Origin of the sequence: Corynebacterium pilbarense, from assembly GCF_026930265.1 — a bacterium.
GTDB lineage: Bacteria > Actinomycetota > Actinomycetes > Mycobacteriales > Mycobacteriaceae > Corynebacterium > Corynebacterium pilbarense.
Genome location: NZ_JANRML010000111.1, coordinates 1 through 611 on the forward strand (window position 1 = coordinate 1; position 611 = coordinate 611).

Annotated in this window: 1 protein-coding gene; it reads right to left on the reverse strand. The window is 42.1% G+C overall.

Going from position 1 to position 611, the window contains the following annotated elements; translation table 11 throughout:
* Positions 1 to 421: 421 nt before the first annotated feature.
* Positions 422 to 611: hypothetical protein (locus NUW87_RS11500; protein WP_269028663.1), on the reverse strand; the 190-nt coding region annotated here is incomplete at its 5' end.

The following is a 611-nucleotide window of genomic DNA, read 5'->3' on the forward strand; positions in this document are numbered from 1 at the left end:
CCCAATCCCAACGGACCCAAGTCCAACTCCAGGTATAGCTCTCCGTGAAGGTGGTGGTGGCATTGGATCCACTGGAAGTCCAATCTCCTCCTCAGCCTCTACATCCACTGAAATATCCCTGATCCGGATGATCAAGATATTTGCTACGATCTTACTGCTCCAACGTGCAGATCTGATACACTGGGGGTTTCTGGATGCGTTTTAGGGTTTGATGTAGATGATCTTTGTTTATAGTGTTTGCATGTCAGTTATTATGGTTGCATGTAGGTTATTATAGTAGCATGTAGCATAACAAAGGTTTTACAATCATAAAAATATGCATGCAAGAGTATAGAATGTCAACTGCTCAATATCATGAATAATAATGGTTCATGCATGGAAATACAAATAGCCTACTGAAAATATAGAGTCTAGACGTCAGTCAGATCTCCTGGATCTGTACTGGAATATAATCGAATAACAAAAAATACCCGTGATCGTAAGAAGATAGCAGATCTGCTGCATGCACGGATAGATAGGCAAAAATGAGCGATCTCGGAGAAACACGGTAACCGCTACCAGCTGGAAAACCCGATTTGAAGAACCCACCATCAGAATGTGCTTGGAACTGC